The sequence below is a fragment of the Ensifer sp. 1H6 genome, assembly GCF_001976035.1.
Taxonomy (GTDB): Bacteria; Pseudomonadota; Alphaproteobacteria; order Rhizobiales; family Rhizobiaceae; genus Ensifer; species Ensifer canadensis.
Window position 1 is genome coordinate 72,004 of the sequence record NZ_MOAI01000026.1, and the last position, 24,314, is coordinate 96,317.

The following is a 24,314-nucleotide window of genomic DNA, read 5'->3' on the forward strand; positions in this document are numbered from 1 at the left end:
TTCGCCGGGGCGCAGGCCGTTGCGGACGAATGCGTCGTAGCATGGCGTCAGCGTGATGCGCGTGTGGCCAGCCTCGAGGCTCGGCAGGTAGAGCGACAGCAGCGTCCTGTTGACGTTTGTGCTCGGGCAGGTCGGCACGAGTGCGATGTCCACGGCAGCGACTGCGCGCGCACCTCCAAGTCCGGTGGCGGGATTGCGCGGAACGGATCTGCGCCGATGGCGACGCGTTTCGGCGCGTGGCGATCCATCAGCCACGGAAACGGATTGGCGAAATCGATATTGAGGATCGTGTCGAAGCGAACGCCATTGGCGTGCTCATAGGTACGCAATGCATCGATGGCATCATCGACATTCGTCAGCCAGCCGGTCTGGAAGTCGAAATCGCTGTAAAGCAGGAATGACGGCAATTCGCCCATGTCGGCCAGTGCCTCAAAGGCGCCTGGCTCGGCAAGATAGGTGTCTCGCATCCGTTCGGCCCGCAGCGAGAGGATCGGGCGGACATTGACAGCCCCCATGGTTTTCAGATTGCGGCTCTCGATCCGGATATTGTTGACGGCGCCGATCCACGCGCGCGCGCTCTTCTGGACGACAGTTGTCATAGGTGGCAGCGCCGCCGCGATGGCGAGGATAAAAACCGCAATGGTCTGCCGCCTGGATGAGCCATTCGCGACACAATCGAGTGTGATCTTGAGAAGCAGCGGGTAGAGGAAGATGAAGGCCTGGCTGCCGGTGTTCTGGCTCTCAAACAGGATGCCGGCAACGACAAAGGCACCGAGCCACAAGAAATTCTGATCGAAGACTTTGCGAATGGCAGCGATCGAAGGCCGTCGGCAAGCGTCCCGCATTGACATGGAATAGGCCGGCAACGCGGAAAAGAAGAGGGCGAGGCAGAGAATGCCTGCGGGCAGAAGCAGTCCGGCGTTGAGCGATGCAGCCTGAAGCAGGCGCGCCAACAGGATCCCGTCATTGACGTCGACCAAAGCCAGAATGTCGGCGACATAGGCCGATACCGCGCCGAGCGACAGTTCGATAGCGGCAAGAATGCCGAAGAAGATCAGGGCCGCGGTGACCGCCGAGCGCAGGCCGAGCCGTCCGGCCGCGAATGCCATCAAGCACAGGATGACACCGGCGATTGCGCCGGTGATCTTCACGAAAAAAAGTGCGATCATCGCTCCCGCGGCAACAACAGCGAGGGTACGTGGATTGCGGACATAGATCAGCGCCGCTGCGAGCACGTAAAGCAGTTGGCAGACCTGACGGTTGTAGATGCCGAAGCCGTCGGATCCCGGATAGGGGTAGAAGTCGCCGGTGTTGAACGGGAGAATGGAAAAGAGAAGGAACGGCAACAGGATGGTGTAGGCCAGCGCGCGCGAACGCTTTTGGATGTCGAGCACCACCAGGCCGATCAATGGCCCGGTGACGATGAGAAGGCACCAGCTGGCCAGCAGCAAGGGATGGCCGTTCGGGAAAACCGACAGCAAGATTGCAAAGAGATAGTAGCCGAGCGCCCCGACCGGTGCGAAGAAGTCGACCGAGGGGATCTGCGCGTCAGCAAGGCGATTGGCGGCGTCGAGATAAAGATAATGATCCCAGAACATCGGGCCGATCGGCTGCGGGATCGTGACCGTGAGAAGCAGCGACAGGAGGATGAGCGCCAGAACGAGCGCTGCAAGCGGCGACCGGATTGCAGCCCGAGCAATGTTGAACGGCTTTGCCGCTGCGTCGAGATCGGTGCTGGCATGCATTACTGCTTCTCTCCCCGGGGGAGCGAGGCACGCGCATGGGTTGCCGAGGCAGGCTCCGCTTCTCCTTATGCCATCATCGGGTTTTAAGCGGGTTAACGTGACGTGATTGTGTGAATTATGCTTCCCGCAATATGTTGCTGATAGGAAGGGGCCGAATCGGGCGACCGGATCTGGTTCTCAAGAAAAAGACCAAGGAGATCATTGGATGGAACGGAGTTGCCTGGCGATTGTTCTGGCTGCGGGTGAAAGCACGCGGATGAAATCGTCGATGTCGAAGGTGCTGCATCCGGTGGCCGGCCGGCCGATGATCGCCCATGTGGTTGCCGCCCTGTCGAGTGCATCGATCTCCGACGTCGCTCTCGTCGTCGGGCGCGACGCCGAAACTGTTTCAGGTGCTGCCGGCATCGACGGCGTATCGATCGCTTCGTTCCTGCAAAAGGAGCGGCTCGGAACGGGACATGCGGTTTTGGCGGCGCGCGAGGCGATATCAAAGGGGTTTGATGACATCCTGGTGGTTTTTGGCGATACGCCGCTGATCACGCCTGAGCCTCTCAAGGCGGCGCGCGACGGCCTGGCCGCCGGCAACGATGTGGTGGTCATCGGCTTTGAGGCCGCCGATCCTTCGGGCTATGGCCGGCTGATCGTCGAGGACGGCGCGCTGATCGCGATCCGCGAGCACAAGGACGCAACCGAAGAAGAACGCCGCATCACCTATTGCAATGGCGGCCTGATGGCGATCGATGGGCACAAGGCGCTCGATCTGCTCGATCGTATTGGCAATGCCAACGTCAAGGGCGAGTACTACCTGACCGACCTCGTCGAGATCGTGCGGGCGATCGGCGGCCGCGCCATCGCCGTCGAGGCGCCAGAGGAAGAGCTGACCGGCTGCAACACCCGGGCGGAACTCGCCTATATCGAGCGGCTCTGGCAGCAGCGCCGCCGGCATGAGCTGATGCTGTCCGGTGTGTCGATGATCGCGCCGGAGACCGTTTTCCTCGCCTGGGACACGGAACTGCAGCAGGACGTGCTGATCGAGCCGAATGTCGTGTTTGGCCCGGGCGTTCGCGTCGAGAGCGGCGCCATCATCCATGCGTTCTCGCATATCGAGGGAGCGACGGTGCGCGCCGGCGCAACGGTCGGACCCTATGCACGTCTGCGCCCCGGGGCTGATCTCGGCGAAAAGTCGAAGGTCGGCAATTTCTGCGAGGTCAAGAAGGCGGAAATCGGCGCCGGCGCCAAGGTCAACCATCTGACCTATATCGGCGATGCCTTCGTCGGGGCCGGGTCCAACATCGGTGCAGGCACGATCACCTGCAATTATGATGGCGTGAACAAGCACGAGACCCGCATCGGCGAGAATGCCTTCGTCGGCTCGAATTCCTCGCTGGTTGCACCGGTGACGATCGGTGACGGAGCGCTGGTTGCTTCCGGCAGTGTCATCACCGAGGATGTGCCGGCCGATGCCGTGGCCTTCGGCCGCGCACGACAGGAGATCAAGCCGGGCAGGGCGCGTATCCTGCGCGAACGCTACGAGGCACAGAAGGCCGCGAAAAAGGCGGCCAAGGCAGCCGAGTAGGTTCGCGTTAAATACTGAAACCGAAAGTGAAATCGGGGGCGGATTGCCTCGTCCGGCAAATGCGTTACCAAGGCAACGCGCCGGGCGGGACTTCCGCGCTGTCGATTGGGGCGTCGAAACGGCGCGGGACGAATTTGGAGACGACTATGTGCGGAATTGTTGGCATCGTTGGAAACCAGCCGGTCTCGGAGCGACTTGTCGATGCGTTGAAGCGCCTGGAGTACCGTGGCTACGATTCGGCCGGCGTTGCGACCATCAATGCCGGTACGCTTGAGCGCCGCCGGGCGGAAGGCAAGCTGGTCAATCTGGAGGCCCGGCTGCGCGAGGAGCCGCTGGCCGGCATGATCGGCATCGCCCACACCCGCTGGGCGACGCACGGCGCCCCGACCGAGCGCAATGCCCATCCGCATTTCACCGATGGCGTTGCCGTGGTCCACAACGGCATCATCGAGAACTTCTCCGAGCTGAAGGACGAACTGATCGCCGACGGTGCGACATTCGAGACGCAGACCGACACGGAAGTCGTGGCGCATCTTCTGGCAAAGTTCCGTCGCGACGGCCTCGGCCGGCGTGAAGCCATGCATGCGATGCTAAAGCGTGTAACAGGTGCCTATGCGCTTGCCATTCTGTTTCAGGACGACCCGTCTACCATCATGGCGGCCCGCAACGGCCCGCCGCTGGCGATCGGCCACGGCAAGGGCGAGATGTTCCTGGGTTCCGACGCCATCGCGCTCTCGCCGTTTACCAATGAGATCACCTATCTGATCGATGGCGACTGGGCCGTGATCGGCGCCAACGGCGCCCATATCTTCGATCTCGCCGGCAATGCCGTCGACCGCCCGCGGCAGGTCTCGATGGCTGCCGCCTACATGATCGACAAGGGCAACCACCGGCACTTCATGGAAAAGGAAATCTATGAGCAGCCGGAGGTGATCTCGCATGCGCTCGGCCACTATATCGATTTTGCCGCAAACCGGGTGAAGGCCACAACGGCTTCAATCGATTTTGCCGGTGTACCAAGTTTGGCGATCTCCGCCTGTGGCACCGCCTATCTCGCCGGCCTCGTCGGCAAATACTGGTTCGAGCGTTACGCCCGCCTGCCGGTCGAAATCGACGTCGCCTCCGAGTTCCGCTACCGGGAAATCCCGCTGTCGCCGCAGTCGGCCGCGCTGTTCATCTCGCAGTCCGGCGAAACCGCCGATACGTTGGCATCGCTTCGGTACTGCAAGGACCATGGCCTGACGATCGGCGCGGTCGTCAACACCCGCGAATCGACCATTGCGCGCGAATCCGATGCCGTGTTCCCGATCCTGGCCGGTCCTGAGATCGGTGTTGCCTCGACCAAGGCCTTTACCTGCCAGCTGGCGGTGCTCGCCGCCCTTTCGATCGGCGCCGGCCGCGCCCGTGGCACTGTCTCGGCCGATGAAGAACAGACACTCGTTCGCCACCTCGCGGAAATGCCGCGCATCATGGGCCAGGTGCTGAACGCCATCCAGCCAAAGATCGAGATGCTGTCGCGCGAACTGTCGAAGTGCCGCGACGTGCTCTATCTCGGTCGCGGCACCAGCTTCCCGCTGGCGATGGAAGGCGCGCTGAAGCTCAAGGAAATCTCCTATATCCACGCCGAGGGGTATGCCGCCGGTGAATTGAAGCATGGTCCGATCGCGCTCATCGACGAAAACATGCCTGTTATCGTCATCGCCCCGCACGACCGCTTCTATGAAAAGACCGTGTCGAACATGCAGGAGGTGGCAGCCCGCGGTGGACGCATCATCCTGATCACCGACGAAAAGGGGGCGGCCGCCTCGAAGCTCGAGACGATGGCGACGATCGTTCTGCCGAATGTCGACGAGATCATTGCGCCGATGATCTTCTCGCTGCCGATCCAGCTGCTCGCCTATCACACGGCCGTGTTCATGGGCACCGACGTCGACCAGCCGCGCAACCTGGCAAAATCGGTGACGGTCGAATGATCATCATACGGCCGGAGCGAGCGGGCGACGAACAGGCGATCCACGACGTGACGGCCGCCGCATTCGAGGGGCACCCGCACAGCGACCAGAGCGAACCCTTCATCATCGAACGCCTTCGGGGCGAGGGCGCGTTGATGCTCTCGCTCGTCGCCGAAGAGGAAGGTCAGATCGTCGGCCACGTTGCCTTCTCGCCGGTGACCCTTACGCCGCCGGCAGCAGGCTGGTTTGGGCTTGGCCCGGTGGCCGTCATGCGGGAGCGCCAGGCAAACGGGATTGGCAGTCGGCTCATCCGCGAAGGGCTAGCGATGCTTGCCGCTGACGGCGCCTTGGGCTGTGTGGTCGTGGGCGATCCCGACTATTACCAAAAGTTCAGATTCCGACACGAATCTTCACTTGTATTCCCAGGTTGTGCGCCGCAATACTTCATGGCGCTGGCCTTCTCCGGCGCGGTACCGACAGGTACGGTTGCCTATCATCCGGCTTTCGGCACTGAGTGAGGTTTAAACGGAAGAGGCATGGGCGAAAATTCGAAGAGCGGCTATATTGCGACCCGGTTGCGGAACTATTTCCTGACGGGGCTGATTATCTGCGCGCCGCTGGCCATCACCGTCTGGTTGGTGCGCACCTTCATCGAGTGGGCCGATGGATGGGTGAAGCCCTACCTGCCGAATTTCTATAATCCGGATACCTATTCGCCTGTGGCTATTCCCGGATTCGGGCTTCTGGTCGCACTCATCGTCATCACCTTGGTGGGCTTCCTCACAGCCAATCTGGTCGGTCGCTCGATCGTTGCCTTCGGCGAATCGCTCGTCAGCCGGACGCCGCTCGTTCGCACCATCTACAAGTCGTTGAAGCAGATCTTCCAGACGGTGCTGCAGGAGCAGTCGTCCTCGTTCAAGAAGGCGGGCTTGATCGAATATCCGAGCCCCGGCCTCTGGTCGCTGGTCTTCATCGCCACGGATGTCAAAGGCGAAGTCGCCGCCAAATTCTCCGAGCGTGGCATGGATATGGTGACCGTGTTCCTGCCACCGACACCGATCCCGACCGCTGGCTTCCTTTTGTTCGTACCCCGCGACAAGATCATTCCGCTTGAAATGAGCGCCGAGGATGCGGCCAAGCTCTTGATTTCTGGCGGTCTCGTCGCACCGGACTACAAGCCGCTCGCCAACGCTCCACCGCTCCAGATCGCCCAGCAGAAGAGCGCCTGAGGCTTCAGCCGGCGCGCAGGAAGCGGATCGCTTCGTCGCGGCGGTGGAGATAGAGCAGGGTTCGAAGCGCCTCCCCACGGGGCGATGTAAGATCAGGATCCCGCTCGATCAGATAGGCCGCGTCCTTGCGGGCGATTTCGAGCAGATCGCGATGCGCTTCGAGGCTGGCGATACGAAAGCCGGGCGTGCCGGATTGGCGCGTTCCCAGCAGTTCGCCTTCGCCGCGCAGCTTCAGATCTTCCTCGGCGATCAGAAAGCCATCTTCGCTGTCGCGCAGGATCGAAAGCCTTGCCCGGCCGGTTTCACCCAGCGGGCTCTTGTAGAGCAGGATACAGGTCGATGCTTCGTCGCCACGGCCGACGCGGCCGCGCAACTGATGCAATTGCGCCAGGCCGAAGCGTTCCGCATGTTCAATCACCATGATGGTGGCATCCGGCACGTCGACGCCGACTTCAACGACGGTCGTGGCCACGAGCAGGCGGATTTCACCGTTCTTGAAGGCGAGCATGACGGTGTCTTTTTCCGCGCCGTTCATCCGGCCGTGCACGAGACCGACATCCCGGCCGAAGCGCTTGGAGAGACCCTGATAACGTTCATCCGCTGACATGACGTCGATCGCTTCGGATTCTTCGACGAGTGGGCAGATCCAATAGGCTTTCTTGCCCTCCTTGAGGGCTGCAGCGAGGCGGTCGACGATCTCGTCGGTCCGCTCGGTCGGGATGGTAACCGTCTGAATGGGTTTTCGACCCGCCGGCTTCTCCGTCAGCTTGGAGACATCCATGTCGCCGAAGGCCGCTAGCACCAACGTGCGGGGGATCGGCGTGGCCGTCATCACCAGCATATGGGGTGAGATGCCTTTGGCGGTCAGGCGCAGGCGCTGGTGGACGCCGAAGCGGTGCTGTTCGTCGACGACCGCAAGCGTCAGCCGGTCGTAGTTGACCGTATCCTGGAACAGGGCGTGTGTGCCGACCACGATCCGCGTCTCGCCGGAGGCAATGCGCTCCAGGATCGCGTCGCGCTCCTTGCCTTTGGTGCGTCCCGTCAGAACATCCATCGTAATGCCTGCGGGTGCAGCCATTTTCGACAGCGTCGCGAAATGCTGCCGGGCGAGGATTTCCGTCGGAGCCATCAACACGGCCTGGCCGCCCGATTCGACCGCCGCCAGCATCGCCATCAGTGCAACCATGGTCTTGCCGGAGCCGACGTCGCCCTGCAGCAGCCGCAACATCCGGTCGTTTCCGGCCATGTCCTTGAGGATATCGTCAATCGCAGTCGATTGGCTCGTGGTCAGCGAGAAGGGCAGTGCGGCGGTGACAGGGCCTGACAGCTTGCCTGTCGCATGCACCGGCGTCCCGGTAACCTTGCGCAGGCGCTGGCGAACAAGGGCCAGGGAGAGTTGGCCGGCCAGGAATTCGTCATAGGCGAGCCGTCGGCGCGCCGGCGCCTGCGGGTCGATATCGGTGGCGTCGCGAGGTTCATGCAGAGCGCGGAAGCTGTCGGCGGCACTTTGAAAGCCCTGCTTGTCCGCAAGCGCACCGTCGATCCACTCGGGCATGTCAGGCACGCGGGCGACGGCCGCCTCGATCGACTTGCGCAAGATGCGGGCGGAGAGACCGGCCGTCAGGCCATAAACCGGTTCGACCAGCGGCAGGTTGTCCGCCTCGCTGGCCTTTACCATATAGTCCGGGTGAACCATCGACGGCCGCCCATTGAACCAGTCGACCTTGCCGCTGACAATCACGGTTTCGTCGACCGGCAGCGATTTTTCCAGCCAGTTGCCTTTGACGCGGAAAAAGGTGAGCGCCAGTTCACCGGTGTCGTTATGCAGGAAGATACGGTAGGGCAGGTTTTGCTTGCCCGGCGGTGGAGGCTGATGGCGATCGACGCGGCCGGTGATCGTGACGACGACGCCTTGCGGCGCATTGGCGATTCCTGGCTGCTGCCGTCGATCGATCAGCGAATGCGGCGCATGGAAAACCAGGTCGACGACGCGGCAGTCTTCGATGCTTTCGCGGCCGAGAAGTCGGGCATATAGCTCGCCGATCTTCGGGCCGATGCCGGGTAGGGTGTTGAGCGGTGAAAAGAGCGGGTCGAGCAGGGCAGGGCGCATGGCAATGAAATTGCGACGACAATTCGGGGTTTTGCAAGGCTGACAATCATCTATTCAGCGTTTATAGAGCCCAATGACGACAAACCGTACCTCCGCGGACGGCAGGAAGGAATCTCCATGACTGGCATTTCACGCACCAGCGCCGATCTCGATCCGCGTCGCCGCCGGATCCTGTTTCGTGCCTGGCATCGCGGCATACGCGAAATGGACCTGATCCTCGGGCAGTTTGCAGAAGCCGAGCTTTCCGCCTTGTCCGACATTGAACTGGACGAGCTTGAGATCATCATGGGCGAGGAAGACAACGATCTCGTTAGGTGGATCATCGGCGAAAAGCCGGTGCCCGAACGCTACCAGACGCCGATGTTTACGCGCATCGCGGCCTACCGCCCCAATTTCGAGCGGCTCCCCGAAGAGATGAAGTAGATCGATGCTGGCTGGCCTTGACCCGAAGAAGATTGTCGCCGCGACCCGTGAAGTCACGATTGGCCCGGTTCCATCCGGCGCCGAAGCGCTGGTGCTTGCCGATCTGGCCCGCGCCGGTGCGCCGATCGCCTACATTCTTTCCGATGGCCAGCGCATAGCCGACCTGGAGCAGGTCCTCGGGTTCGTTGCCCCCGATATACCGGTCCTGACCCTGCCTGGGTGGGACTGCCTTCCCTATGACCGGGTATCTCCGAGTGCCGATACCTCGGCGCGCAGGCTTGCGGCCCTCAGCGCTCTGATCGCCCACCGCAAGAAGCCGCATGCGGCGATCGTGCTGGTGACGGTCAATGCCGCGCTGCAGAAGATTTCGCCGCAGGATGTGATCGAAAGCCTCGCTTTCTCCGCGCGTCCCGGCAACCAGGTGCGCATGGACGATGTCGCGGCGCGTCTGGAACGCAACGGCTTCGAGCGCGTGGCGACCGTTCGCGAAGTCGGCGAATATGCCGTGCGCGGCGGCATTCTCGACGTCTTCGTTCCCGGCAGTGGCGATCCGCTGCGGCTCGATTTCTTCGGCGACACGCTCGAAACCATCCGCTCCTTCGATCCGGCCAGCCAGCGCACGACCGGCCAGGTCCGCTCCCTCGACCTCAACCCGATGAGCGAGGTGTCGCTGACGCCGGAAACCATCAGCCATTTCCGCAAGCAATATCTGTCGCTCTTCGGTGCCACGACCCGCGATGATGCGCTCTACCAGGCCGTTTCCGAGGGGCGTCGTTACGCCGGCATGGAGCATTGGCTGCCGCTCTTCTACGATCGCCTCGAGACCGTCTTCGATTATCTCGAAGGCTTTCGCATCGTCACCGACCATGTGGCGCGGGAAGCCGCAGCCGAACGGTCGAAGCTCATTCTCGACTACTACGATGCCCGCCACACGGCAGCGTCGCCGGGCAGGTCGCTGGCCACTCAGGGCACGCCCTACAAGCCGGTGCCGCCTGAGTTCCTCTATCTGAACGCGGAAGGATTTACGGCGGCGCTAGTCGAGCGCAGCGCCGTCCGGCTCACGCCCTTCAACGAGCAGGAAGGCGAGGTCCGCCAGGTCGTCACCGTCGATGCGCGGCAAGGTGCGCGCTGGGCAAAGAGCGCCGGCGAAGGCGAGGCGGAGAGCGATCGCGTCAACGTCTTCGACCAGGCGGTGAAATACATCGCTGAGAAGCGCTCCAAAGGCTTCAAGGTCGTCGTATCAGGCTGGAGCGAGGGGTCTCTCGACCGCCTGCTGCAGGTTCTCGTGGAACATGGCCTTGGCAATATTCGCCAGATCAAGGCGCTGGCCGACGTCAACACGCTGAAGTCAGGCGAAGCCGCAGCGGCGGTCCTCAGCCTTGAAGCGGGTTTTGAAACGGGTGATCTCGTTGTTATCGGCGAGCAGGACATTCTCGGCGATCGCATGGTCCGCCGCTCCAAGCGGCGCAAGCGCGGTGCCGACTTCATTGCCGAGGTCGCGGGCCTTGATGAAGGCAGCTACGTGGTGCACGCCGAACACGGTATCGGCCGTTTCGTCGGACTGCGCACGATCGAAGCGGTCGGCGCGCCGCACGATTGCCTCGAACTCGTCTATGCCGACAACGCCAAGCTCTTTCTCCCGGTCGAAAACATCGAGCTCCTGTCCCGCTACGGGTCCGAAGGGACCGATGCGATTCTCGACAAGCTCGGTGGCGTCGCTTGGCAGGCTCGCAAGGCGAAGCTCAAGAAGCGTCTGCTCGATATGGCGGGCGGTCTCATCCGCATCGCCGCCGAGCGCCACACCCGGCATGCGCACGTGCTGGTGGCCCAGGATGGAGCCTATGACGAATTCGTCGCGCGCTTCCCCTATGACGAAACCGAGGACCAGCTGAGTTCGATCGATGCCGTGCGCGAGGATCTTGGCAGCGGGCGGCCGATGGACCGCCTTGTCTGCGGCGACGTCGGCTTTGGCAAGACGGAGGTTGCGCTGCGGGCGGCCTTCATCGCGGCAATGAATGGGGTTCAAGTTGCTGTCGTCGTGCCGACGACGCTGCTTGCGCGGCAGCATTTCAAGACATTCACCGAACGTTTTCGCGGCCTGCCGATCCGCATCCAGCAGGCGTCGCGCCTTGTTGGCTCCAAGGAACTGGCGCTGACCAAGAAGGAAGTAGCTGATGGCAAGACCGATGTCGTGGTCGGCACCCATGCCCTGCTCGGAACGACGGTCAATTTCGCCAACCTTGGCTTGCTGATCATCGACGAGGAGCAGCATTTCGGCGTCAAGCACAAGGAACGGCTGAAGGAGCTGAAGTCGGACGTGCATGTGCTGACGCTGTCGGCGACACCGATCCCGCGCACGCTGCAACTGGCATTGACCGGGGTGCGCGAACTGTCGCTCATTACCACGGCGCCTGTCGACCGCATGGCGGTGCGCACCTTCATTTCGCCGTTCGACGCGCTGGTGATCCGTGAGACCTTGATGCGCGAGCATTATCGCGGCGGCCAGAGCTTCTATGTCTGCCCACGCCTCAGCGATCTCTCGGAGATCCATGACTTCCTGAAATCCGATGTACCGGACCTGAAGGTCGCCGTCGCCCACGGCCAGATGCCGGCAACCGAACTCGAAGACATCATGAACGCCTTCTATGAAGGGCAGTATGACGTTCTGCTGTCGACGACCATCGTCGAATCCGGCCTCGATGTGCCAACGGCCAATACCTTGATCGTGCATCGTGCCGACATGTTCGGCCTGGCGCAGCTCTACCAGCTTCGCGGCCGCGTCGGTCGTTCGAAGGTGCGCGCCTTCGCGCTGTTCACGCTACCGGTCAACAAGACGCTGACGGCAACGGCCGAGCGGCGGTTGAAGGTGTTGCAGTCGCTGGACACGCTCGGCGCCGGCTTCCAGCTGGCAAGCCACGACCTCGACATTCGCGGCGCCGGCAACCTGCTCGGCGAAGAACAGTCCGGCCATATCAAGGAAGTTGGCTTCGAACTCTATCAGCAGATGCTCGAGGAAGCGGTCGCTGAGCTCAAGGGTGAGGAAGAGGTCCACGATACCGGCTGGTCGCCGCAAATCTCTGTTGGCACGCCGGTGATGATCCCGGAACATTATGTGCCGGATCTGCATCTGCGGCTTGGCCTTTACCGCCGCCTTGGCGAGCTGACGGACCTCAAGGAGATCGACGGTTTCGGCGCGGAGATGATCGACCGCTTCGGCCCGCTGCCGATCGAGGTGCAGCACCTCCTGAAGATCGTCTATATCAAGTCGCTCTGCCGCACGGCCAATGTCGAAAAGCTCGATGCCGGCCCGAAGGGCGTCGTCGTGCAGCTCCGCAACAAGGAATTCCCGAACCCGGCAGCGCTGGTCGGCTACATCGCCAAGCAGGGCACGCTGGCGAAGATCAGGCCGGATCACAGCATCTTCTTCCAGCGCGAGCTGGTTACGCCGGAAAAGCGCCTCTCGGGCGCGGCGATGGTGATGACGCAGCTCGCAGGGTTGGCGAAACAGGTTTAATCGCCTTCGCGCCGCTGTTCCTTTGGCGGCGCGAGAGGACTTGCCATTGCTTTAGCTTTTCTGCGTACTTCCTTGAATCGCTTCCGATTTAAGGGAATCAAGCGGTAGCCTTCATCTGCGCGATTTCGCGAAGCGCGTTGCTGAGCACTTCGACCGATTGCGCACCCATGACGGCATATTGCCCGTCGAGGATGAAGCAGGGGACGCCGGTGACGCCCATCTCGCGTGCCATGCCGATCTCTTCTTTGACTGCATCCTTGTCGGCATCCGAGTTGAGGAGCGCTGCGATAACGGGCCGGTCGAGGCCGGCCTCAGCGGCGATATCGAGCAGAACAGCCTGATCGCCGACATTGCGGCCGTCCTCGAAGTTCGCCTTGAAGAGCAGGCTGACGACGGCCGATTGCGCCACTTCGCCATTGGTCGCCGCCCAGCGAATGAGCCGGTGCGCGTCGAGCGTATTGGGGCTGATCTTCACCGCATCGAAATCGAAGGCGATGCCATCGGCATTGCCGAGTGCTTTCAACGTCTCATGCGCCTTGTCGACCGCTGCCTGGCCACCGAGCTTGGCGGCAAGATGCTGCTTGTGATCGACGCCTTCAGGCGGAAGGTCGGGATTGAGCTGATAGGGACGCCACTGCACTGCGACCTGCAACTCCGAGGCGACATCGGCGATCGCCTGGTCGAGCCTAGCCTTGCCGAGATAGCACCACGGGCAGACGACGTCGGAGACGATATCGATGCTGACGGTTTGCATGATGTGAGATGCCTTTCCTCTTGGACAAAGCTGCGAGATAAGCCGGTTCCATCGGGCTTTCAATGCGTTCCTGCTGCATGTTTTATCCTTAAATCGCATTCGATTTAAGGATAAAACATGCAGCAATTCAAAGTGCCGCAGCGACCCTGGCGCGTCTGAGAAGACGCGCGGCGCTGTAGAGGGAAGCGACCCTTTTATTGGGCGTTCGCGTCCCACCAGGCGGGCAACTGGTAGCCATAGAGCGGCACGGTGGCCGGCCGGGCAATATGCTTGCGCCGTGCAACCCACTGGGCATCCAAGTGGTAGAGCGGCACGAGGTAGGAATTGTTGACCAGCAACCTGTCATGGGCACGAACGGCCGCGGTGAAATCTTCTGTCGTTCTGGCCTGCAGGATGTTCTCGACCATCCGGTCGACGTCCTTGTCGGCAACGCCGGCAAAGTTGTCGCTTCCTTGGCGATCGCGCGACTGCGAGGTCCAGCGCCCCACCTGCTCGATGCCCGGCGAGAGCGTGGACGGGAAGGACTTGATAATGACGTCGTAGTCGAACGACTGGCTGCGTTGCTGATACTGCGAATCGTCGACCGTGCGCACGGAGGCCTTGATGCCGAGCGGCGCCAGGAAGCGCTGGTAGGCAAGGGCGATCTTCTCCTGGCCGGCATTCTGGCTCATGATTTCGAAGGCAAGCGGTGCGCCCTTGGCGTCGACCATCTTGCCGTCCTTGATCTGATAGCCGGCCTCGCGCAGCAGCGAGACGGCAACGCGCAGCACATTGCGGTCGCGGCCGGAGGCATCCGTCACCGGCAGGCGGTAGGTGCCGTCGAGGATCGCCGGGTTGATCTGTTCGCGCGCATCGCCGATCAGCCCGAGTTCGCGGTCATCGGCTGCCGCGCCTAGGAACGAAAGCGTCGAGTTCTGCCAGTAGCTCTGGGTGCGGGTGTATGCGCTGTCGAACAGGTTCCTGTTGACCCACTCGAAGTCGAAGACGAGCGCCAAGCCTTGGCGGAGCTTGAGGTTGTCGAACATCGGCTTGCGGGTGTTGAAGACGATGCCCAGCATGCCCGAAGGCGTCTTCGGTGTGAACGTCTCCTTGACGACATCGCCAGAGCGCACGGCCGGAAAATCGTAGCCGCGCGCCCATTTTGTGGCGCTGCCTTCCGGGTAGATGTCGATTTCGCCCTTCTTGAAGGCTTCGAAGAGGGAATTTTCCTGCAGGAAATACTCGACGGAGATCTCGTCGTAATTGTCGAATCCGACCTTGGAAGGAAGGTTCTTGGCCCAATAATCCGGGTTGCGGCGATAGACGATCCGTTCGCCCGGCTTGACTTCAGCAACGCGATAGGGGCCCGAGCCAAGCGGGGCCTTGAGCGTTGTCTGGTCGAAGGTCGCCACATCGGTTGCATGTTTCGGCAGAACCGGAGAAAGCCCGAGCAGCAGCGGCAGCTCGCGGTCAGCATCTTCGGTGAAGGTGAAGCGGACGCTGAGGTCGCCGACCTTCTCTAGTTTCGCCACCTTCGCCATTCGGTTGCTGAAGGGAACGCGGCCCTTGTCGCGCATCAGTTCGAAGGTGAAGATGACATCATCAGCCGTTACGGGCTGCCCGTCCGCCCAGCGGGCATCCGGGTTGATGTTAAATTGAATGAACGTCCGGTCGTCGTCCCATTCCACCGTCTGGGCGAGCAAGCCGTACATCGTGAACGGCTCGTCGCGGGAGCGTTGCATCAGCGATTCGTAGACGAGATTGCCGTATTCTGGATCCCACATGCCGCGCGCTGTCGTGCGCATGCTCTTCAGGATGAAGGGATTGACGCTGTCGAAGGTCCCGACCACGCCGTAGGAAATCTTGCCGCCCTTCTTTACATCGGGGTTGACGTAGGGGAAACTTTTGAAGTCCGCGGGCAGGGCAGGCTCGCCGTGCATTGAGATGGCATGCACGGGAGCGGCCGTCGCGGCGCCACCGAATGCGGTTGCGGCCAGCAGGATGGCCAGACCGGAAAGAATTGTGCGCAACGTTATCTCCAGTGAAGTGGCATTAGGCCGATTCCCGGCACGTTACCAATGCCGGTCGACAATTCCAACCGAAGCTATACGCAAATTCCGGCGGGCAAGAGGTCAAAAAAAAGCAAGAAACACTGGATAAACCGCACGAGCCAATGTAACAGGTGTTTCCGGAAACGGGGTCATGCATTTGCCTTATTTGGCCAACAGGACAACGGCGGCTGACGATACTCACCTGCGGAACGAATTGTTCCGTTACCGGATTTCAGGAGACGGAATCACAATGATCTTCAAGTCGAACTTCACCAAACGTGCGGGACTGGCAACGCTGGCGCTTTCTGTAGCAGCTGCGGGCGTTCCGGGCGTTGCATCTGCCCAGCAGGCAGGTGGCAAGCCCCCGCAGGGTTGGTTCAAGGTCTGCACCAAGCAGGAAGACAACGATGTCTGCATCGTTCAGAATCTGCTGACAGCAAACAACGGTCAGCTCGTCACCGCAGTTGGCCTCATCACCGTAACCGGCAAGGTCAACCGCAAGGTCCTGCAGATTTCGGTGCCGTCAGCGCGACTGATCCCGACCGGCGTCCAGATGCAGATCGACGGCGGCAAGCCGGTGAAGCTCGACTACGCCATCTGCATGCCCGACAAGTGCGTGGCTGAAGCCCCGCTGTCCGACCAGCTGATCGCAAGCCTGAAGAAGGGCAACGAGGTGGTCTTCACCTCCGTCAACTTCCAGCGCGCACCGAACCCGATCAAGATGGGTCTCGAAGGCTTTACCGGCATTTTCGACGGCGAGCCGATCGAACAGTCGCAGCTCGAAGAGCGCCAGCGCCTGCTGCAGGAAGAAATGCAGAAGAAGGCTGAAGACGCGCGCAAGAAGCTTGAAGACGCCCAGAAGGCGGCCAAGCAGAACTAAGCGCTTCGGCCCACGCCAGGAATAAAGAAACGCCCGGACGAAATCCGGGCGTTTTTCATTTGGGCGAGGCGGCAGTATCGGCCGCTAGTGGCGGAACGTCACCTTGGGCTTGTAATGCCCGATGTCATCCTTCTCGAACAGGGCGTCGACCTGAGCGTGGCGTATCGGCCGATCGCTCTCGTCGGAAACCAGGTTCTGTTCGGACACGTAGGCGACATACTCGCTGTCGTCGTTTTCGGCGAACAGGTGGTAGAAGGGTTGATCCTTGCTTGGGCGGATCTCCTGCGGGATGGCATTCCACCATTCCTCGGTGTTTGCGTATTCCGGGTCGACGTCGAAGACGACGCCGCGGAACGGGAAAACCCGATGGCGAACCACCTGTCCGATCTCGAATTTCGCGTTTCTCTGTTTCATGACGCAACACATCCTTTCAAGGGATTATCTGGGTTGCCAAACCCAAAACATCAATAGGGTGCCATGCACGGCTTCGTGTACGTCTTCCCTGCCTTCTTACACCTCCGCGGCAGGTTGCCCCTAAAAAACAAGCCGACGGGGTCCCTTGAACCCCGCCGGCTTGCCACGTCGTTTCGGGCCGGGTGCGGCATCCGCCGTCCGACCCGTCGGTCTTAGACCGAGTAGTACATGTCGTACTCAACCGGGTGCGGGGTCATTTCGTAACGCATGACTTCCTGCATCTTCAGTTCGATGAAGGAATCGATCTGATCGTCGTCGAAGACGCCGCCGGCGGTCAGGTACTTGCGATCCTTGTCGAGGCTTTCGAGCGCTTCGCGCAGCGAGCCGCAAACGGTCGGGATCTTCTTCAGTTCCTTCGGCGGCAGGTCATAGAGGTCCTTGTCCATGGCCTTGCCCGGATGCAGCTTGTTCTTGATGCCGTCGAGGCCGGCCATCAGCATCGCTGCGAAGGCGAGGTAGGGGTTGGCGGTCGGATCCGGGAAGCGGACTTCGACGCGCTTGGCCTTCGGGTTGGTGCCGAACGGAATGCGGCACGATGCCGAGCGGTTGCGGGCGGAATAGGCAAGCAGAACCGGGGCTTCGTAGCCGGGGACGAGACGCTTGTAGGAATTCGTCGACGGGTTGGTGAAGGCGTTCAGCGATTTTGCATGCTTGATGATGCCGCCGATGAAGTAGAGGCAGCTTTCCGACAGGCCGGCATATTCGTCGCCTGCGAAGGTCGGCTTGCCGTCCTTCCAGATCGACAGGTGCACGTGCATGCCCGAGCCGTTGTCGCCGAAGATCGGCTTCGGCATGAAGGTTGCGGTCTTGCCATAGGCGTTTGCGACCTGATGCACGACGTACTTGTAGATCTGCATCTTGTCGGCGTTGCGAACCAGAGCATCGAACTTGACGCCGAGTTCGTGCTGCGCAGCGGCCACCTCATGGTGATGCTTTTCGACGGTGACGCCCATTTCGGACAGAACCGTCAGCATTTCGGAGCGCATGTCCTGGCAGCTGTCGATCGGCGGGACCGGGAAATAGCCGCCCTTGACGCGCGGACGGTGGCCGAGGTTGCCGGTCTCGTAGTCAGTGTCGTCGTTGGACGGCAGTTCCGAGGAGTCGAGCTTGAAGCCGGTGTTATAAGGATCGGCCTTGTACTTGACGTCGTCGAAGACGAAGAATTCGGCTTCCGGGCCAACGAAGACGGTGTCGCCGATACCGGAGGCCTTCAGGTAGGCTTCGGCCTTCTTTGCCGTGCCGCGCGGGTCGCGGTTGTAGGCTTCGCCCGAAACCGGATCGAGAATGTCGCAGATGATGACCATCGTCGACTGCGCGAAGAACGGGTCCATATGCGCTGTTTCCGGATCGGGCATCAGCACCATGTCGGACTCGTTGATGGCCTTCCAGCCGCCAATCGAGGAACCGTCGAACATGACGCCGTCGGCGAACATGTCTTCGTCGACGCAGACGACATCCATCGTTACATGCTGCAGCTTGCCCTTGGGGTCGGTAAAGCGCAGGTCGACGAACTTGACGTCGTTGTCCTTGATTTGCTTCAGAATATCGCTTGCAGTCGTCATTGTCAGTAATTCCCTGTGTGAGATGACGAGGTTTGAAAAGTGCAGGGCCGAGTGGCCCCTGAGGATCAGATGGCGTCGAGGCCGGTTTCGCCGGTACGAATTCGGATGACTTCCTCAATGTTGGAAACGAAAATCTTTCCGTCGCCAATCCGGCCGGTTTGTGCAGCATTGCGGATTGCCTCGATGACAGCCTCCGCGTTTTCGTCCGCCAGCACCACTTCGACCTTTACCTTCGGCAGGAAGTCCACGACGTATTCGGCGCCGCGATACAGCTCCGTGTGACCCTTCTGTCGACCGAAGCCCTTTGCTTCCGTGACGGTAATGCCCTGCAGGCCGACTTCCTGAAGGGCTTCCTTCACTTCGTCGAGCTTGAAGGGTTTTATGATCGCTTCGATCTTTTTCATGAGAAAATGTCTCTCCGCTTCTCCCTTTAAAGCAGGATCATGCCCGCTCGCCGCTCAATATGCACGTTGCATGCCAGTTTTTCTGCAAAATGATTGCCGAGTGGCAAAATTTCTTTTGGGTGACGAGCGGTGGCTGCTTTCCATGCCTTTGCCGCCAGGAGGTCTGCCTATTTTTTATAAGTTTTCCACCGGTGTCCTCGGATTTGCGACGATGGTCTGGTCGTGGAAGGCATCAAAGCACGTTATTTAAGCAATAAATATGTGCAGATGCATCAAAGATGAGCAGATAGCATTTTGTGCGTGCCACTTGCCGTTGGCCGGCGCAGAGCGTTAAGTCTGAGGCATGCACTCTTCGCTTCATGACGTGTTGATTACGCCGGCCGAAATGGCGGCTATAGACCTGGCAGCCGCGCAATCGGGGATCGACAGCTTCCTGCTGATGCGCAGCGCCGGGTTGGCAGTGGCTGCCGCAGTGCTCAGGTTGTTTCCGCAGGCACAACGCTATGTCGTGCTGTGCGGCCCCGGCAACAATGGTGGCGACGGCTATGTCGCGGCATCAGCGCTTGCCGAGTGCGGTGCGAACGTTGCCGTTTTCGCCTTCGGCGACCCGGCCGCCGCCCTTTCTGGCGATGCGGACCGTGCACGGCAACTGTGGGATGGCGCGATAGATCCGCTTGCTTCGCTCGTGCCGCATCTTGGAGATGTTGTCGTCGATGCACTCTTCGGCGCAGGGCTCTCGCGCGATCTGCCGGAACAGGTGGTGCAAGTAATTGAAAGGATCAACGCTAAGGGCGTGCCCGTCATTGCCGTCGACCTGCCGAGCGGCGTTGACGGTCGAACCGGGCAAATCCGGGGGGCGGCATTCGCGGCAAGCCACACGATCACCTTCATGGCGAGGAAGCCGGGTCATCTGCTGCTTCCCGGCCGCTCCCTGTCCGGCGCGCTTGACGTAGTCGATATCGGCATACCGGCTCGCATCGTGCAGGCGCAAGGCGGCGGCTGGCGCCTCAACACGCCGGCGCTCTGGTCAGATCAGGCGTCAAGGCTTGACGCGTCGACCCACAAGTTCCGCCGTGGCCATCTGGTTGTCTTCTCGGGAGGAGCTCAGGCGACTGGTGCCGCGCGGCTGTCGGCAGCGGCCGGTCTTGCCGCCGGGGCCGGTCTGGTGACGGTGGCGTCACCGAAATCGGCTCTTGATATCAATGCGGCACAACTGACGGCGGTGATGCTGAGGGAGATCGATGATCGGCAGGACCTGGAGCATTGGTTGCGGGACACAAGGCTCGGCGCTTTTGTTCTCGGGCCCGGGTTCGGCGTTGGCGACCGAGCGTGCGACTTTGCGCTACAACTTTGCGACCGCGCGCTGGTTCTCGATGCGGACGGCATCACGTCGTTTCAGGAGCGCAGGTCAGAATTGTTCGAGCGGCTGGCGGTTGCGGCCGGCAGGGTGGTGATGACTCCGCATGAGGGCGAGTTTGCCAGGCTCTTCCCCGAGATCGCTCGCGACGAAAAGCTGTCGAAGATCGAGAAGGCCCAGGCGGCGGCGCGGATCAGCCACGCCACAATTGTCTACAAGGGAGCCGATACCGTCATCGCGGGGGCGGATGGGAAGGTTGCCGTGAACGCCAACGCCCCGCCGTCACTGGCAACGGCGGGATCCGGCGATGTTCTCGCAGGCATTGTCGGTGCGCATCTGGCGCAGGGCATGCCGGCCTTCGAGGCTGCCGCGGCCGGTGTCTGGCGCCATGGTGCTGCCGGTGCGCGTGCCGGACCGGGGTTGACGGCCGAAACCTTGGTGACGTCGATCCCGCCGCTTGGCTGAAGCGTTCGGCGTTGTAAAAAAAGCCCTCGGTTCGCTGGCGCGAGCCGAGGGCGTACATGTTGGCATTAGCTGATTATTAGCCGCGCGTTCCCTTGGCGATCGGCTCCTGATAGGTGAAGCCCAGATCCCACGGAAAGTAGATCCAGGTGTCCTGGCTCACTTCGGTCACGAACGTGTCAACCATCGGCCGGCCCTTGGGCTTGGCGTAAACGGCGGCAAAATGTGCCTTCGGCAGCATGGCTCGAACTTCGGCTGCCGTCTTGCCGGTATCGGTCAGGTCGTCGATGATCAGCACGCCTTCGCCGCCATCCTTGGCAGTCTCAGGCGCGATGCCCTTCAGCACCTTCATCTGTCCCTGCGTGTCGTAGTCGTGGTAGGAAGCGATGCACACCGTCTCGATCATGCGGATATTGAGCTCACGGCAGATAATGGCCGCCGGCACGAGTCCGCCGCGCGTGATGCAGACCATGGCACGCCATTCCTGCCCCTGGTCGGCCAGCCGCCAGGCAAGCGCGCGCGCGTCGCGGTGGAACTGATCCCAGGAAACGGGGAAGGCTTTATCGGGCAGGGACATTTCTGGGCTCCGGCTTGTCTGGACGAGGTAAAGGCGAAGCATCCGGCAGATCGGGCAGGCGCTGACGCTTCATCCTGATTTGCCGACATGCAATAGCGGCAATGACGGCCGGTGCGCAAGAGCTTCGCATCCTTCCACATCTGCCGGCTCCTCCCGCCGGCCGTCAGACTTTGGCGCGGGAGGCGGTGATCGTATCGATCATTGCCTGCACATCGGCAGCGGCCGCCGACAAAGCCTGCGGATCGCGCGCCCGCACGACGATGTCGGTGGAGAAGACCTTGCCGTCGAATTTGGGGTAGGAGCCGATGCTCGTCTCCGGATGGTTCTTCTGCACTTCGGTCAGCGGCGTGCCGATGTCGCCTTCCCCATAGGGCGAGCGGACCGATTGCGAGAGCAACGGCGTACCGGTCTGCAGATCCGGCATGATCGCGTCGAGCATCGCCTGGAACACCTGTGGCACGCCGGCCATCACGTGCACGTTGCCAATGGCAAAGCCCGGTGCGGTGGAGACCGGGTTGGGGATCAATCGGGAACCCTCCGGCATGCGCGCCATGCGCTTGCGCGCGTCCGAGAATTCCATGCCGCGGCGTTCGTACATCGCGCCGAGCAGTGTCATGGCTCGTTCGTCATAGATGCAGTCTACAGCGAAAGCCTTCGAGACCGCGTCGGCCGTGATGTCGTCATGGGTCGGCCCGATCCCACCAGACGTAAAGACGTAGTCATAGCGCTCGCGCACGGCGTTGATGGCGTCGACGATCGAGGCTTCCTCGTCGGGAACGATGCGGACCTCGCGCAGATCGATCCCGACCATCGTCATCATGTCGGCGAGATGGCCGATGTTCTTGTCCTTGGTCCTGCCGGACAGCAGCTCGTCGCCAATGGCGACCATGGCGGCAGTAACGATCTTAGGGCTGCTCATTGGCGATCCTGCTTATGTGAGATGATTGTTCAGTAGCATCAGGTGATTGTTCGAGAATTGAGGACGCTCTGTTGACCGTACGGCTCCTGGCAACCGGACGCATTTTGATAAATCCTGCAGACGACGGTAATCAAGCGGAATTGCCTGAATCCAAAGGAGCATTTATGGCCAAGGTTCTCGTTCTCTACTATTCGGCATATGGACACATCGAAACGATGGCCAACGCGGTTGCGGAAGGCGCCAAATCGGCAGGTGCCGACGTCGTCGTCAAGCGCGTTCCCGAACTGGTCTCGGAAGACGTTGCCAAGGCATCGTACTACAAGGTGGATCAGGCCGCACCGATCGCAACTATCGACGAACTGGCGGACTATGACGCCATCATCTTTGGCGCCGGCACACGCTACGGCACCGTTGCCTCGCAGATGCGCAACTTCATCGACCAGACCGGGTCTCTCTGGGCGCAGGGCAAGCTGGTCGGCAAGGTAGGCTCGGCCTTCACGTCATCGGCAACGCAGCATGGCGGCCAGGAAACAACCATTCTCGGCTTCATTCCGACCCTGATGCACCACGGCATGGTCGTCGTCGGCCTTCCCTATGCCTTCCAGGGACAGATGGGTCTTGAAGAGATCAAGGGCGGTTCGCCCTACGGCGCTTCGACCATCACCGGCGCTGACGGCGCGCGCCAGCCTTCGGCGGTCGAGCTCGATGCCGCTCGCTATCAGGGTGCGCATGTCGCCAAGATTGCGACGAAGCTGTCAGCCTAAGCCACGGAAAAGACTTGAAAGATCACAAGGAAAGCGGCCCCCGCAAAGGGCCGCTTTTTCGTTGTTGCACGGCCTGTCACATTCTGATTCGCGAAAGTGGCCTATCGGCCTATTCCTGTGTTAATATCCGCCCCGTTCGGCATGAGAATGCCATTGACGAGGAGGAATATTGGGCCGGGCGGTAACGGCCCGCGAAAGGCGGGATTGCCTTTCGGAGTGCAGGGAGAGAAGCATGGCGCGCATCACGTACTCCATCGTTCCCCACGACGGCGGTTGGGCCTACAAGGCAGCCGACGCTTTTTCGGAACCCTTTCCCAGCCGAGAAATGGCGCTGGCGGCCGCCAAGGCCGCAGCGGCTGAACAGCAGGTCGGCGGCGACGACGAGGATATCAGTTTCCAGGACGAAAAAGGCGACTGGCACTTCGAGCATACCGATGGCGGTGACCGACCCGAGGCAACCGTCGAAGACGGTTGACAGACTTTTCGGACAATTTGATCGGTCCGTTCCACGTAAGCTTCTGCAAGAGTATTGCGTCCACTGCATCTGCATAGCGGAGGATTTTCAATGCAACACTACAGCGTTCAGATCTTCACCTGGACCGCCCGCAATGGCGTGCAACAGGTAGGGTCGGCAATTGAAGTCGATGCACTCAACCCTAAGGCGGCAGCGGTTTCCCTGCTTGGCCTGCGGTTAGAGGACAAGGGAGCCTGCACGAAACTGGCGGTCAGGGTCTGGCACGATGATGCTCAGCGGGCCGAATGCGATTGCTTCTACTACCACTAAGCGGCACACCAACTAAAGGCGGACTTACGTAGGGCCATCCGGTGAGCGGGTAGGCGCGCTGTGTTGCGCGTGAAGCACTTTCCGCAACAGCCATCTGGTGCGGGCGGCGGGGATCGAACCCGCACAGCCGAGGCCGAGAGATTTTAAGTCTCTTGCGTCTACCAGTTTCGCCACGCCCGCACTGGGCGTTTTCAGTACCTTGGGCGTTATCGTTTTGGAAGGGCTAACAGCGGATTTTTCGTTGCCCAGTTCATGTGCCCGTGTTGCCCTCACTGGTTTGAAACAACGCCCGCGGAACGCGCGCCGGTGTTCGATGCGCTACATAGGGTTTCGGGCCAGGGCAAATACGCCAAGGGCGTGCGCCCGACCATGGGTGAAAATATCCGGAAATCAGGGCGACCGAGGCCGCCCTTTCCTAAAATTCAGTTGCCGTTGTAAAAAGACTTACCGTTACTCGATGCAGCCCCACGTTTATCCTGTGCCTTTTTTTCCGAGGCTGGAGCTCCATCACGACTTATAGCGTTCATGCGATTCCGGCCATAGGCCAGTTCAAGACCGATGTGGGTCTTGACGGCTGTCTGCTTTTCGTCAGGCGCGGACGACACAGCGGCGAAGGCCGAGCCGGCAAACGCGAGCGATGCCACTGCGGCAATGATGATCTTCATTGATAGTCTCCAATGAAAGAACACAAGGGGCGAAACGCCTTCGATTGGCGGCTTTTCCTTGGGTTCGGTTGGTTATTGATCGGCATTTTCGCCGATCGGCTAAATCTCTTCCTTCCGCGCGACAGGCATCTGC

At 61.1% G+C, this 24,314-nt stretch carries 21 protein-coding genes and 1 tRNA gene; 11 read left to right on the forward strand and 11 right to left on the reverse strand.

Features of this window, described 5'->3' with window-relative positions; all coding sequences use genetic code 11:
* Nucleotides 1–47: 47 nt before the first annotated feature.
* A complete protein-coding gene (locus BKP54_RS25970) occupies nucleotides 48–1,745 on the reverse strand; it encodes a hypothetical protein (RefSeq protein ID WP_245317907.1) in 1,698 nt (565 codons plus the stop codon).
* 205 nt (nucleotides 1,746–1,950) lie between these two features.
* Here BKP54_RS25970 and glmU point away from each other — a divergent pair, with 205 nt between their 5' ends.
* The 4 genes from glmU to BKP54_RS25990 all read left to right on the forward strand — a co-directional run bounded on the left by glmU (nucleotide 1,951) and on the right by BKP54_RS25990 (nucleotide 6,502).
* Nucleotides 1,951–3,321: a bifunctional UDP-N-acetylglucosamine diphosphorylase/glucosamine-1-phosphate N-acetyltransferase GlmU gene (gene glmU / locus BKP54_RS25975; RefSeq protein WP_025427004.1), complete on the forward strand. Its 1,371-nt coding sequence runs from the start codon at nucleotides 1,951–1,953 to the stop codon at nucleotides 3,319–3,321.
* Between the two features lie 146 nt (nucleotides 3,322–3,467).
* A complete protein-coding gene (gene glmS / locus BKP54_RS25980) occupies nucleotides 3,468–5,294 on the forward strand; it encodes a glutamine--fructose-6-phosphate transaminase (isomerizing) (protein WP_025427005.1) in 1,827 nt (608 codons plus the stop codon).
* Nucleotides 5,294–5,791, forward strand: coding sequence for an N-acetyltransferase (locus BKP54_RS25985; RefSeq protein WP_025427006.1), 498 nt, complete (start codon nucleotides 5,294–5,296; stop codon nucleotides 5,789–5,791). Before glmS ends, BKP54_RS25985 begins: the two co-directional genes overlap by 1 nt.
* An 18-nt stretch (nucleotides 5,792–5,809) precedes the next feature.
* On the forward strand, nucleotides 5,810–6,502 hold the full coding sequence (locus BKP54_RS25990) for a DUF502 domain-containing protein (RefSeq protein ID WP_025427007.1): 693 nt from the start codon (nucleotides 5,810–5,812) through the stop codon (nucleotides 6,500–6,502).
* Nucleotides 6,503–6,506: 4 nt separating this feature from the next.
* Here BKP54_RS25990 and recG read toward each other — a convergent pair whose 3' ends face one another.
* Nucleotides 6,507–8,612, reverse strand: a complete 2,106-nt coding sequence (gene recG, locus BKP54_RS25995; protein WP_084815146.1) for an ATP-dependent DNA helicase RecG — start codon at nucleotides 8,610–8,612, stop codon at nucleotides 6,507–6,509.
* A gap of 117 nt (nucleotides 8,613–8,729) precedes the next feature.
* On the opposite strand from recG, the gene BKP54_RS26000 reads away from it, so the two are divergent.
* Both BKP54_RS26000 and mfd read left to right on the forward strand, forming a co-directional pair.
* Complete coding sequence (locus tag BKP54_RS26000; RefSeq protein ID WP_025427009.1) at nucleotides 8,730–9,035, forward strand: succinate dehydrogenase assembly factor 2; 306 nt, start codon at nucleotides 8,730–8,732, stop codon at nucleotides 9,033–9,035.
* Between the two features lie 4 nt (nucleotides 9,036–9,039).
* Nucleotides 9,040–12,549, forward strand: coding sequence for a transcription-repair coupling factor (gene mfd / locus BKP54_RS26005; protein ID WP_057209398.1), 3,510 nt, complete (start codon nucleotides 9,040–9,042; stop codon nucleotides 12,547–12,549).
* 97 nt (nucleotides 12,550–12,646) lie between these two features.
* On the opposite strand, the gene BKP54_RS26010 is transcribed toward mfd, so the two are convergent.
* Nucleotides 12,647–13,303, reverse strand: coding sequence for a DsbA family oxidoreductase (locus BKP54_RS26010; RefSeq protein WP_025427011.1), 657 nt, complete (start codon nucleotides 13,301–13,303; stop codon nucleotides 12,647–12,649).
* A gap of 194 nt (nucleotides 13,304–13,497) precedes the next feature.
* Nucleotides 13,498–15,312, reverse strand: coding sequence for an extracellular solute-binding protein (locus tag BKP54_RS26015; protein ID WP_084815147.1), 1,815 nt, complete (start codon nucleotides 15,310–15,312; stop codon nucleotides 13,498–13,500).
* 271 nt (nucleotides 15,313–15,583) lie between these two features.
* Here BKP54_RS26015 and BKP54_RS26020 point away from each other — a divergent pair, with 271 nt between their 5' ends.
* Entirely contained in the window at nucleotides 15,584–16,213 is a 630-nt protein-coding gene (locus BKP54_RS26020) for an invasion associated locus B family protein (protein WP_057209395.1), read from the forward strand.
* Nucleotides 16,214–16,297: 84 nt separating this feature from the next.
* Here the strand turns inward: BKP54_RS26020 and hspQ are convergent, their stop codons facing one another.
* From hspQ to BKP54_RS26035, 3 genes are all read right to left on the reverse strand, one after another.
* Nucleotides 16,298–16,627, reverse strand: a complete 330-nt coding sequence (gene hspQ / locus BKP54_RS26025; RefSeq protein WP_025427014.1) for a heat shock protein HspQ — start codon at nucleotides 16,625–16,627, stop codon at nucleotides 16,298–16,300.
* A 212-nt stretch (nucleotides 16,628–16,839) separates the two neighbouring features.
* Complete coding sequence (gene glnA / locus BKP54_RS26030) at nucleotides 16,840–18,249, reverse strand: type I glutamate--ammonia ligase (RefSeq protein WP_025427015.1); 1,410 nt, start codon at nucleotides 18,247–18,249, stop codon at nucleotides 16,840–16,842.
* A gap of 65 nt (nucleotides 18,250–18,314) precedes the next feature.
* Nucleotides 18,315–18,653, reverse strand: coding sequence for a P-II family nitrogen regulator (locus BKP54_RS26035; protein ID WP_025427016.1), 339 nt, complete (start codon nucleotides 18,651–18,653; stop codon nucleotides 18,315–18,317).
* Between the two features lie 343 nt (nucleotides 18,654–18,996).
* Here BKP54_RS26035 and BKP54_RS26040 point away from each other — a divergent pair, with 343 nt between their 5' ends.
* Nucleotides 18,997–20,475: a bifunctional ADP-dependent NAD(P)H-hydrate dehydratase/NAD(P)H-hydrate epimerase gene (locus BKP54_RS26040; RefSeq protein ID WP_057209392.1), complete on the forward strand. Its 1,479-nt coding sequence runs from the start codon at nucleotides 18,997–18,999 to the stop codon at nucleotides 20,473–20,475.
* 76 nt (nucleotides 20,476–20,551) lie between these two features.
* Here BKP54_RS26040 and gpt read toward each other — a convergent pair whose 3' ends face one another.
* Together gpt and BKP54_RS26050 are read right to left on the reverse strand one after the other, a co-directional pair.
* Nucleotides 20,552–21,049, reverse strand: coding sequence for a xanthine phosphoribosyltransferase (gpt, locus tag BKP54_RS26045; protein WP_084815148.1), 498 nt, complete (start codon nucleotides 21,047–21,049; stop codon nucleotides 20,552–20,554).
* A gap of 163 nt (nucleotides 21,050–21,212) precedes the next feature.
* Nucleotides 21,213–21,968, reverse strand: coding sequence for a competence/damage-inducible protein A (locus BKP54_RS26050; RefSeq protein WP_025427019.1), 756 nt, complete (start codon nucleotides 21,966–21,968; stop codon nucleotides 21,213–21,215).
* Between the two features lie 164 nt (nucleotides 21,969–22,132).
* Here BKP54_RS26050 and wrbA point away from each other — a divergent pair, with 164 nt between their 5' ends.
* The 3 genes from wrbA to BKP54_RS26065 all read left to right on the forward strand — a co-directional run bounded on the left by wrbA (nucleotide 22,133) and on the right by BKP54_RS26065 (nucleotide 23,516).
* Nucleotides 22,133–22,732, forward strand: a complete 600-nt coding sequence (wrbA, locus tag BKP54_RS26055; protein ID WP_025427020.1) for an NAD(P)H:quinone oxidoreductase — start codon at nucleotides 22,133–22,135, stop codon at nucleotides 22,730–22,732.
* 232 nt (nucleotides 22,733–22,964) lie between these two features.
* Nucleotides 22,965–23,207 carry a DUF2188 domain-containing protein gene (locus BKP54_RS26060; protein WP_025427021.1) on the forward strand — a complete coding sequence of 81 codons (243 nt, stop codon included), beginning with the start codon at nucleotides 22,965–22,967 and terminating at the stop codon, nucleotides 23,205–23,207.
* A gap of 90 nt (nucleotides 23,208–23,297) precedes the next feature.
* The gene (locus BKP54_RS26065) at nucleotides 23,298–23,516 is read left to right on the forward strand and encodes a hypothetical protein (protein ID WP_025427022.1); all 219 of its coding nucleotides are present in this window, start codon (nucleotides 23,298–23,300) and stop codon (nucleotides 23,514–23,516) included.
* A gap of 95 nt (nucleotides 23,517–23,611) precedes the next feature.
* Here the strand turns inward: BKP54_RS26065 and BKP54_RS26070 are convergent.
* A tRNA-Leu gene (locus BKP54_RS26070) sits at nucleotides 23,612–23,696 on the reverse strand.
* A 242-nt stretch (nucleotides 23,697–23,938) separates the two neighbouring features.
* A complete protein-coding gene (locus BKP54_RS26075; RefSeq protein ID WP_084815149.1) occupies nucleotides 23,939–24,181 on the reverse strand; it encodes a hypothetical protein in 243 nt (80 codons plus the stop codon).
* Nucleotides 24,182–24,314: the final 133 nt, after the last annotated feature.

Bases quoted from the DNA above. Each gene is read 5' to 3' on its own strand.
- glnA (WP_025427015.1), bottom strand. From the start codon at position 18,249: ATGACGACTGCAAGCGATATTCTGAAGCAAATCAAGGACAACGACGTC.
- BKP54_RS26010 (WP_025427011.1), bottom strand. From the start codon at position 13,303: ATGCAAACCGTCAGCATCGATATCGTCTCCGACGTCGTCTGCCCGTGG.
- glmS (WP_025427005.1), top strand. From the start codon at position 3,468: ATGTGCGGAATTGTTGGCATCGTTGGAAACCAGCCGGTCTCGGAGCGA.
- BKP54_RS26050 (WP_025427019.1), bottom strand. From the start codon at position 21,968: ATGAGCAGCCCTAAGATCGTTACTGCCGCCATGGTCGCCATTGGCGAC.
- BKP54_RS25990 (WP_025427007.1), top strand. From the start codon at position 5,810: ATGGGCGAAAATTCGAAGAGCGGCTATATTGCGACCCGGTTGCGGAAC.
- BKP54_RS26035 (WP_025427016.1), bottom strand. From the start codon at position 18,653: ATGAAAAAGATCGAAGCGATCATAAAACCCTTCAAGCTCGACGAAGTG.
- BKP54_RS26065 (WP_025427022.1), top strand. From the start codon at position 23,298: ATGCAACACTACAGCGTTCAGATCTTCACCTGGACCGCCCGCAATGGC.
- BKP54_RS26020 (WP_057209395.1), top strand. From the start codon at position 15,584: ATGATCTTCAAGTCGAACTTCACCAAACGTGCGGGACTGGCAACGCTG.
- BKP54_RS26000 (WP_025427009.1), top strand. From the start codon at position 8,730: ATGACTGGCATTTCACGCACCAGCGCCGATCTCGATCCGCGTCGCCGC.
- recG (WP_084815146.1), bottom strand. From the start codon at position 8,612: ATGCGCCCTGCCCTGCTCGACCCGCTCTTTTCACCGCTCAACACCCTA.
- gpt (WP_084815148.1), bottom strand. From the start codon at position 21,049: ATGTCCCTGCCCGATAAAGCCTTCCCCGTTTCCTGGGATCAGTTCCAC.
- wrbA (WP_025427020.1), top strand. From the start codon at position 22,133: ATGGCCAAGGTTCTCGTTCTCTACTATTCGGCATATGGACACATCGAA.
- mfd (WP_057209398.1), top strand. From the start codon at position 9,040: ATGCTGGCTGGCCTTGACCCGAAGAAGATTGTCGCCGCGACCCGTGAA.
- glmU (WP_025427004.1), top strand. From the start codon at position 1,951: ATGGAACGGAGTTGCCTGGCGATTGTTCTGGCTGCGGGTGAAAGCACG.
- hspQ (WP_025427014.1), bottom strand. From the start codon at position 16,627: ATGAAACAGAGAAACGCGAAATTCGAGATCGGACAGGTGGTTCGCCAT.
- BKP54_RS26060 (WP_025427021.1), top strand. From the start codon at position 22,965: ATGGCGCGCATCACGTACTCCATCGTTCCCCACGACGGCGGTTGGGCC.
- BKP54_RS26075 (WP_084815149.1), bottom strand. From the start codon at position 24,181: ATGAAGATCATCATTGCCGCAGTGGCATCGCTCGCGTTTGCCGGCTCG.
- BKP54_RS26040 (WP_057209392.1), top strand. From the start codon at position 18,997: ATGCACTCTTCGCTTCATGACGTGTTGATTACGCCGGCCGAAATGGCG.
- BKP54_RS25970 (WP_245317907.1), bottom strand. From the start codon at position 1,745: ATGCATGCCAGCACCGATCTCGACGCAGCGGCAAAGCCGTTCAACATT.